Source organism: Bacteroidales bacterium (assembly GCA_041671145.1).
In the GTDB taxonomy this organism is placed as follows: domain Bacteria; phylum Bacteroidota; class Bacteroidia; order Bacteroidales; family JAHJDW01; genus JAQUPB01.
Map to the genome: position 1 here is coordinate 1 of JBAZBZ010000063.1, position 8,159 is coordinate 8,159.

12 protein-coding genes are annotated in these 8,159 nt (G+C 30.1%); 7 read left to right on the forward strand and 5 right to left on the reverse strand.

What is annotated here, in order from left to right; translation table 11 throughout:
* The 4 genes from WC223_13380 to WC223_13395 form a co-directional block, all read left to right on the forward strand.
* Window positions 1-210 (forward strand): hypothetical protein (locus WC223_13380; protein ID MFA6925231.1); only part of this gene is annotated, 210 nt, incomplete at its 5' end.
* Between the two features lie 41 nt (window positions 211-251).
* Window positions 252-422 (forward strand): hypothetical protein, encoded by a 171-nt coding sequence (locus WC223_13385; GenBank protein MFA6925232.1) that lies wholly within the window; start codon window positions 252-254, stop codon window positions 420-422.
* A gap of 25 nt (window positions 423-447) precedes the next feature.
* Window positions 448-819, forward strand: a complete 372-nt coding sequence (locus WC223_13390; protein ID MFA6925233.1) for a hypothetical protein — start codon at window positions 448-450, stop codon at window positions 817-819.
* A gap of 1 nt (window position 820) precedes the next feature.
* Window positions 821-1,600 carry a DNA adenine methylase gene (locus WC223_13395; protein MFA6925234.1) on the forward strand — a complete coding sequence of 260 codons (780 nt, stop codon included), beginning with the start codon at window positions 821-823 and terminating at the stop codon, window positions 1,598-1,600.
* Between the two features lie 38 nt (window positions 1,601-1,638).
* Here the strand turns inward: WC223_13395 and WC223_13400 are convergent, their stop codons facing one another.
* The gene (locus tag WC223_13400) at window positions 1,639-2,610 is read right to left on the reverse strand and encodes a hypothetical protein (GenBank protein MFA6925235.1); all 972 of its coding nucleotides are present in this window, start codon (window positions 2,608-2,610) and stop codon (window positions 1,639-1,641) included.
* Window positions 2,611-2,701: 91 nt separating this feature from the next.
* Entirely contained in the window at window positions 2,702-2,908 is a 207-nt protein-coding gene (locus tag WC223_13405; GenBank protein MFA6925236.1) for a hypothetical protein, read from the reverse strand.
* 397 nt (window positions 2,909-3,305) lie between these two features.
* On the opposite strand from WC223_13405, the gene WC223_13410 reads away from it, so the two are divergent.
* Window positions 3,306-3,842, forward strand: coding sequence for a hypothetical protein (locus WC223_13410; GenBank protein MFA6925237.1), 537 nt, complete (start codon window positions 3,306-3,308; stop codon window positions 3,840-3,842).
* A 167-nt stretch (window positions 3,843-4,009) separates the two neighbouring features.
* Here WC223_13410 and WC223_13415 read toward each other — a convergent pair whose 3' ends face one another.
* From WC223_13415 to WC223_13425, 3 genes are all read right to left on the reverse strand, one after another.
* On the reverse strand, window positions 4,010-5,476 hold the full coding sequence (locus WC223_13415; GenBank protein ID MFA6925238.1) for a DUF5655 domain-containing protein: 1,467 nt from the start codon (window positions 5,474-5,476) through the stop codon (window positions 4,010-4,012).
* A 439-nt stretch (window positions 5,477-5,915) separates the two neighbouring features.
* Complete coding sequence (locus WC223_13420) at window positions 5,916-6,173, reverse strand: hypothetical protein (protein MFA6925239.1); 258 nt, start codon at window positions 6,171-6,173, stop codon at window positions 5,916-5,918.
* 59 nt (window positions 6,174-6,232) lie between these two features.
* Window positions 6,233-6,919: a hypothetical protein gene (locus tag WC223_13425; protein MFA6925240.1), complete on the reverse strand. Its 687-nt coding sequence runs from the start codon at window positions 6,917-6,919 to the stop codon at window positions 6,233-6,235.
* A 319-nt stretch (window positions 6,920-7,238) separates the two neighbouring features.
* On the opposite strand from WC223_13425, the gene WC223_13430 reads away from it, so the two are divergent.
* Window positions 7,239-7,736, forward strand: coding sequence for a hypothetical protein (locus tag WC223_13430; protein ID MFA6925241.1), 498 nt, complete (start codon window positions 7,239-7,241; stop codon window positions 7,734-7,736).
* Window positions 7,737-7,742: 6 nt separating this feature from the next.
* Window positions 7,743-8,108 carry a hypothetical protein gene (locus tag WC223_13435; GenBank protein MFA6925242.1) on the forward strand — a complete coding sequence of 122 codons (366 nt, stop codon included), beginning with the start codon at window positions 7,743-7,745 and terminating at the stop codon, window positions 8,106-8,108.
* The last annotated feature ends 51 nt before the right edge of the window (window positions 8,109-8,159 follow it).

An 8,159-nucleotide genomic window follows, 5' to 3' on the forward strand; every position in this document is an offset into this window, starting at 1 on the left:
CTTGACACTCCCGACAAACGCAAAGGACAGCAAAAGCTTTTCTTTTCTCCTGCTTCCGCATTATTTGCGGTTGTGGAAAAAGAGTGTAAAAACTGTGAAGAACCCTGTATAACTGATTCAGCTAACGCAGAATTTGCAGAGAACTTACGCAAAGATTTACACGAACTAACGCAGAATATGCGTATTACAAAAGAAACTATACAAAATTAACTCTTACAAAAAAATATTATTAATAATAAAAAATTAAAACTATGAAGAAAAATAAAGTTTTATCAAAAAGAAAAATAGGAATCAAAAGAGCTAATGACATTGCTTACTACAAAAGAATTATTGAAACCTGCCATCATTCATCCATTTCATATCAAAACGCTAAAAATCGCTTATACGAACTTACAAAAGATAAAAGCTGGTTAACCTTATAAATAATTAGTTTTTATAAGAAAATTCATGTCAAAAAAATTTAAAGAAAAAATAATAACAATAGAAGCATTATTTGTCATTTCTCTTGAGGAGTTGGCTTTCTCTGTTTTAAAGCACGAAGATGATTATAATTTACTTATTGATATATTAAACAAGAACCCAGAAATAGCAAACAAAAAAGTTAAAGAAAACATTAAGAGAATTATTCGCAATTCAAAAGTGAATGTAAAACTTAAAAAAGTAAAATTCTCATACAACGATTCGGATAATTTCAGTCACGGCGTATCTTATTTTGATGTAAAGTTGAAGGGAACTGAAAAGGAATTAAAAAGGATTGCAGGAGAAGATAAAATATTTTTATTCAACTGGAAATGCAATAAAGAACCTATAATAAAATAATATGAAACCACCGCTTACTTACTATGGAGGGAAGCAAAAATTATCTAAAAAAATAATATCAATAATTCCTGAACATAAAATTTATTGTGAAGTGTTTTTTGGAGGTGGTGCAATATTCTTTGCAAAGCCAAAAGCAGAAGTTGAAGTAATAAATGATAATAACGGGGAACTAATAAACTTTTACAGAGTATTAAAAACAAATTACAGAGAATTAAGCAAAGAAATTAAAGCTACACTACATAGCAGAGAAGAACATCAAACAGCAGAAGTGGTAATGAAATATCCAAGAGTATTTAATGAAGTAAGGCGTGCTTGGGCTATATGGACATTAGCAAATCAAAGCTTCGCTTCAATGCTTGGTGGTACTTGGAGATGTGATTTGCAGAAAAATTCAACAGCAAGCCGTTTAAATAATAAAAGAAATAATTTTACTGAAGAATATGCTAAACGCCTTGAATTAACGCAGATTGAAAGCAGAAACGCTTTAGCAGTAATTAGGCAATGGGATAGCAAAAATACATTTTTTTATTGCGATCCTCCCTATTTCAACGCTGATATGGGACATTACAAAGGTTATACTGAACAGGATTTTGAAAATCTTTTAAAAATACTTTCTGAAATAAAAGGGAAGTTTATTCTTAGCTCCTATCCTTCCGAACTTATTGAAAAATATACAAAAAAACATAAATGGCACACTACAAAGATTGAGGGGATATCCGTATCTGTGGCTTTAGGTAAGCGAAAAACAAAGACGGAGGTGCTGACAAAGAATTATATATAAAAATGATAACAAAACTCGTTTTTAAAGTGCGTATACTTTTAGGATAGAAGAAGTTTTGCAATGCTTTTAGCCAATGGTTGTTTTGTTTGCAATTCAATCCAATACCATTGTCCGTTAGGATTATTTTCAATAAAAACAAATTCATTTTGAGGAGTTCTAATTAAATCTATGGCACTAAAATAAAGATTGTATGAATGAACAAATTTTATTAATGATTGCTCAAGTCGTTTTGGCAACTGAAATGGACTGTGTTGTATTGTCCACGGATTTGCTTTTCTCCAGTCGTGTTTAGTTGCATCTAAACTTTGAGAATATATTTCTGTTGCAAAAACTTTATTGCCGATTACATTAACTCTTAGCTCTGTTTTCTTTTCAATATATTCCTGTATAAGCGTAGGAGTATAGCGAATATTATCAAGATAATTTTCTTGTTCTTCTTTAGTTAACTTGTGTGAGAAAGTATGAACAGGTATTTGGTTCACTTGAACAGAATTTGTTTGTAAACTTTTACAAAGAACTTGATTTTTCATCTCTTTGAAGAATAAAGCAGCTTTCTTTGGGTCGTTTGTTACAAGCGTTCTTGGTATTCGTAAACCAAATTTAGAAGCCGTATTAAGTTGTCCAAATTTAATTTGTGCTTGCTTGTTATTGAATGGATTATTTATCCATTTTAGGTTTGGAAAAGTATAAAGAAATTTAAGTGCGATGCTTCCTTCTAATGAAGAAAAATCTTTTGCTCCGTCAATCTCTAATTCGCGATGAGGACTTACTGTAATAGGTTTACGATAGTATGCAGCTACAAGTTGTTTAAGGTTAACTTTACGATTTAATTTATCAGATAAAAAGCCATAAAAATTATATTTTTCGTCATAACCAAGGTTCAATAAATAAAAGTCAAGAAGTGATTCAGAGTTTAAACGAAAAACATGACATTTCATCTTTTTAAGTTCAGCAATTACTGCATCTGTATGAGGATCGGATTTTTGAGTAACAATTAAAACCTCTTTCATTCATTAAATATAAACAAAATATAAAAAGCGTTAAAAGTTAATAATGAAGAATTTACAAAATGAATAGTTGTCATCTTTATCTTCATGAGAATCAATCGTCTGTATCTTCATCAGGATCAGTATTGAATATTCCTGTTGTTGATGTTCGCGACCATGTTGTTTGCATTCGAACATCTTGTCCAATAAACATTTGGCTTTCGTCGTCATACTTTCCTTTAGGTTCTTCAAGAATAATTTTGGATTCTTCGGCGTACAAAAGTGTAAATGGTACTTTGTCAGTTGTTTTAAATTTATTCATATTTTCTCTTTTTTTTTCAAAGTTAAATATTTTTTTAAAACACAAAAATAAAATATTTTAACATTCAATCCATACAGCTATTTAACTAAGTAAATTTGCACTAAATTACCTGATATGATAAAATTATCAAATAAACAAATTTGAACAAAAATTTAAGCAGGAAAGAAATCTTGAGCAAGATAAGCTTGCTTTTATTGAAGCAATCAAAAATACTGAAATTAAAGAGATAGAAACAGAATTTGACGAAATTAGTTCAAATTCTCTCTCGTCAGAACTGAATCATACAAAATTATTTCTTTTAGGCGAAACGCATGGAGTAAAAGAAAATCCTAATATAATTTATACTATTTTTAAAAAATACGGATTCAAAAATTTAGCTTTAGAATGGGATATAAAAATGGAAAAAGCAGTAAAATATTTTTTGCAAACAGAAGAAATAGATTTCGAAAATATAAAAGATAGCCCTGATGGGAGAATTACAGCTGGACATTTTGCTTTGCTGAAAAAAATGAAAAATGAAGGATTAATTGAAAATCTTATCTGCTTTGATGAAAAGATTCCAACTGGCAAATGGAATGAACGTGATGCGGATATGGCAAACAATATTATAGAGAATTTATCGAAATATAAAACACTTGTTGTTGCTGGAAATATACATACAGAGACTAAACCTATCATTTTTGATAACGAAAAAAAAGAGCATCATCCTATGGGGGAAAAGATAATAAAAAAAATCCCTAATGTTCCATCTGGGAAAATTAAATATATTACTGGAGAATTTTATAATTATGGGAAAAAAAAGTTTAAAAAAAAACCTGAAGATATACTATTACAAAAAGCAAAATTTCATAAAACTCCTGAAGGTAAATATATATTTGAGCTTCCGAAAGCTCATGCCGCAGTTGTTCCAGATACAAATTCTAAAATAAAATAGAAATAGACAGCAGCGAAAATTTCTTTATTCATTAAATAAATTAAGCAAATACTCTTAAAAGAAAATTAGAATAATTAAGAGCATTTACATCAATTAGCAAAAAACAAAAACACACAAATTTTGCAAATAAAAAATGCCACTAAAAGTAATGAAGTGGCATTTAGTAATTAATCAATAAATTTATTAGACTTCCCAACAATCATTTTTAACAATTCAATTACTTCCTGCAAATTATCAGAATTTTCAACAACAATAGTGCAACATTCGCCATTCCAAAACCTTTTTACCGATTCGGGAAGCGATTTAATACGATGAAGTTTTACTCTTTCTCGCGTGTCGCTTTCTTCGTTCATTACAACAATATCAACATTCTTTCTTCTTAAATGCAAGAAAGCAAGGTTTTTGTTTTTACGAATTGAGATGTAATGCTTCTTTGGATTAAACTCAAGTGTGCTGTCTGTTTCAAGTAATGCAGATTTAATATCATTGTAGATTTTTCTTATTCTATCGGGCAATTCGCACAAGTGATCATTCTCGGTTAATTTTACAGCTTCTTCTTTTTTCTGCTTGTCATTTTTCCAAATATCAGCAAAAAGCGGGTTTACATTGAAAATAGTATTGTTATTGCAATAATACTTTTTAACGAGTATTTGCCTTACCATCTTACCCCATGTTTCAATATATACAGCTTGCATTAAATCCAAAACAACATTTTCATTGTCTTTCAAAATCAGTATTGCTGGCTTGTTATCAAGCATATCTGATAAAAGTTCTGATATTTCCTGTTCTTCATAAAGATAGCTTTTTAACTCGTTTTTAGTTTCATCGTTTGCATTGATAACATTGCAAAGCTCAACAATAAAATCATTTTGATAATTTTTACTTCTTAAATAAGCGAGAAAATGAGTAATACGAGCATATAAAAGCCCCAAGTTGTTTTCCGATAATATTATCTCAATAATATACATTCTTGGCTTTTCTTTATCACTAAAGTCAAACAGAAACATTTTTGGGAAAAACTCATTTTTGCTTTTCGTATTATCAATAACAACAGTATTTTCGCCGAAAAGCGTTTTGTGATGTTTGGTAATAAATTCTTCCAGATCACTCTCCTTATAAAACTTTGCTTCGTTAGTGTGTTCGTCTCCGATAAAGAATTCTTCTGTTGTAGCAAGCAGTTTATCATCTTTTAAAACATAAGGACTTTGAAAATGATTTAATTCTTTTCGTATTTCTTTTTGCTCTGGCTTTACTTCTTCTTTCTTTTTGCTTTTCTGCAATTCTTCTTCTCCGCTTGGAGTTAGCTCTCCGCCTATTTCTGCCCAAATACCGACAGGAATTTCATCTCTGACAGCGGTATCAAGTGATGAAGCAAAGTTAAGTGCAACATCAAATTTTTGTTCTTGATACAATTCGTAAAATCTTCGCAAGTCCTTACAATCCTTTTCATTTAAATGTTCGGGCTTTGTCCAGTCTGGATATTCAACTTTCTTTTTGTTTTCCGTTCTTGCTTTTGGCGTTTGTTTTGGTTCTGCCTTAATAGTTTGTTTCTGAGATTTTTTCTCGTTTTGCTTTTTAGCTGAAACATTACTTTTCTTAGTGCTTACAGCTTTTTTTGTTTTTGTCTTTTTCATATTTCAAGGGTTTTAGTTATTTATTTGTTTAAAAAACTTATTCTGTTTGAGAGCATAGCTCCACAAAATAAATAGTCAAGTAAAAAACCCACTGGAATAAATTCCAAGTGGGTTGGCAAAAAATAGAATTCAATAATGAAATTTCTATTTCTCTCGTAAATACACTTTAAACAAAACAAAAATTAAATCAACAGAAAAATCATTTAAGCATTAGAACTGAGACGGCAGTCAAGTGTGAGTGCTTGCAAGTGTATGGCTTTGCGAAAATGAGTGAGGATTAATTCTGTTTTCGCAAAGTTATACTCTTGCTTTTATTTTAAGCAATATGCTTACAATTTACTCTGGTGTAGCTTGGATCGTGCGGTAATTTGTAAGGGTATTGCGACAAAAACAAAAGCCACATTTCTGTGGCTTTTTCATTAAAAGATATTTTCTAAAATTAAGAACTACCTTTTTCGGAATTAATTCTGCTATGAGCTTTTTCAATGATTTTTTCAATGTCTATTGGACTATTTAAAAATTCCTTAAGCTCTTTTTTGTATTGTTGATGCGCCAAATTAACTTTTTCTAATAAAACATCATCACGTATTTTTAACATACCTAATATTATTTGAGATTTAATTCGGGCAACAAATTCTTTGTAAGGAATTGTTGTTTTTTTAACTTTTCCTTTTTTATGTTTTTTTTCGGCACTCATAATTGTTTGCTTTAAGAACTGTTAAACTTTCAACATATTACTATATGCCTTGTTAAATGTCAAATACACGATTTTTTTATATATTCCTTTACCTTCTCATAGTCCTTTTTTGCCCTGTTCTTAGCTCTCATAAAAGCACTCTCTGTCGGAATGTTAAACTTTTGCATTATTCTTTCCTTTGAAATATCCTGTGCTTTTTCAGAACCCACCTCTAATAAAAATTCAACTGCTTTCTCAGACAAATTCTTATCCATAAATGAAAGAATCATTTTGTGGTGTTTGAAAAACTCTCTGTTCGTAATATCACTGTTGTCATAGCCAACATAATTATCAATTCTTGATTTTTTATCAATTTTGTCTTTATCTTCTACATCAAAACTATTTGAAGCCATCTTAATACGATCCTTTTTGCGTTTGTCATCAATCATATGATTTATTGAAACCCTTTTTATCCAAGCAGTAAACTTATTTTCCAATTCTTCGTCATTGTAATCATGCTCAGGAAATTGATGCAGATTATAATATATCTTCAATAATATTTCCTGAGCAAAATCGCTCCCTTGCATTGATGGTTCTTCTCTTTTTCTGCAAAAAGAAAAAGTAATATTTTCAATACTGCTTATGTATTTTCTCTTTGACATTAATTTAGTGAATGCTTTGCTTGCATTTTCTTTTTCCTGCGGTGTTTCTGAGTTTAAAAGTTGAATTTGGCATATTAACTTTCTTAGGTTTTCCGAAGTTTTCATTTTTTTGTTTGGTATAAAAAATGGTCTTCTGTGATATAAGACGAAATATTTTTAAAAATCGGACAAGGTTTTTAAAATATTTTTTTCTTCTCCGTTCCGTGTCCTTTTTTAATCTCAATCTGCGTTTTTCTGAATATAAAACGCAAAGATTTTTTTAATGAATTAAAAAAACTAATACAAAGTAATAAAATATCTCGGAATTTATAAAAAAACAAAAATAAAACATAGTGTCAATATTGCAAACAAAACAATAGCGAGGTAAACAAGAACACAAGTACTTTAAATAAAAAATAAATATAAACCTTAAAACCCTAAAGCCATGATTTTAGATGACAACCAAATGATTTTTGTTGAGTACACTAAAAATTTAAAAAAATTACAAAAAATATCAGTAATACAAGTACTCGAGGGCAAAAGATATCCCGTAGGTAAAATCTTTTACAGATTCAATTATGAAACCAACCAGATGGAATATCGTGCTACTGATATAAACGACCTTCCAATTTTTATTGATACTAAAGACATAAAAACCTTAAAAAAGAAATTCAGGCAATACGGCAGGGAACTGGCTAATCCAAACAGAATACCCGAATACGGCAATGAGCCACAACCAACCGAAAGAGAAGATAAATTAAAAGCAATAAGAGGCAAGAATAGCCAAGAACAAAAGCAGGAAGTGTCAAAAACTCCAAAACCGATTGAAGCTCCTAAAAACGAAACTGAGCAGAGCATTGAGAAAACTGATAGAGAACTGGAACTTGAAAAAATCAGAGAGAAGAATATTGAAAACAACAGAGAACAAGAAATGGAAAGGTAATTAAGTATGACAACCAAAATACCAAATAAAATTTCAACAGAATTTAGTATGCCTAAGGCAACTGGAGACCCTGTCATTGTTAATTGTATTATGCCTGATGGCACAAAGAAGCAGGTCGGATACATTTATCAGAATTTTTCAGACGGTGAAGATTTAATGGTTTATATATCCACCGACAATGAGGGGGAGCAAGTATTTCCTCCGACAACCGATTGGCCTGATTTGGAAGATAAGTTTGAACGATACTCAAAAAAAGTTATTGATGAAGCACGAATAGCAAGTTATTTAGAATACGAGGAAAGGCAAAGCAAAATTAAAAATGTGCGTATTTCAAAAAATGCACATTCCAAAAGTAAAGAAATCAATTTTTAATAATAATAATTTAAACCCAAATCATATGAAAAACAACAACAGCGCACAATT

Bases quoted from the DNA above. Each gene is read 5' to 3' on its own strand.
- WC223_13435 (MFA6925242.1), top strand. From the start codon at position 7,743: ATGACAACCAAAATACCAAATAAAATTTCAACAGAATTTAGTATGCCT.
- WC223_13415 (MFA6925238.1), bottom strand. From the start codon at position 5,476: ATGAAAAAGACAAAAACAAAAAAAGCTGTAAGCACTAAGAAAAGTAAT.
- WC223_13390 (MFA6925233.1), top strand. From the start codon at position 448: ATGTCAAAAAAATTTAAAGAAAAAATAATAACAATAGAAGCATTATTT.
- WC223_13420 (MFA6925239.1), bottom strand. From the start codon at position 6,173: ATGAGTGCCGAAAAAAAACATAAAAAAGGAAAAGTTAAAAAAACAACA.
- WC223_13430 (MFA6925241.1), top strand. From the start codon at position 7,239: ATGATTTTAGATGACAACCAAATGATTTTTGTTGAGTACACTAAAAAT.
- WC223_13425 (MFA6925240.1), bottom strand. From the start codon at position 6,919: ATGAAAACTTCGGAAAACCTAAGAAAGTTAATATGCCAAATTCAACTT.
- WC223_13395 (MFA6925234.1), top strand. From the start codon at position 821: ATGAAACCACCGCTTACTTACTATGGAGGGAAGCAAAAATTATCTAAA.
- WC223_13385 (MFA6925232.1), top strand. From the start codon at position 252: ATGAAGAAAAATAAAGTTTTATCAAAAAGAAAAATAGGAATCAAAAGA.
- WC223_13400 (MFA6925235.1), bottom strand. From the start codon at position 2,610: ATGAAAGAGGTTTTAATTGTTACTCAAAAATCCGATCCTCATACAGAT.
- WC223_13410 (MFA6925237.1), top strand. From the start codon at position 3,306: ATGGAAAAAGCAGTAAAATATTTTTTGCAAACAGAAGAAATAGATTTC.
- WC223_13405 (MFA6925236.1), bottom strand. From the start codon at position 2,908: ATGAATAAATTTAAAACAACTGACAAAGTACCATTTACACTTTTGTAC.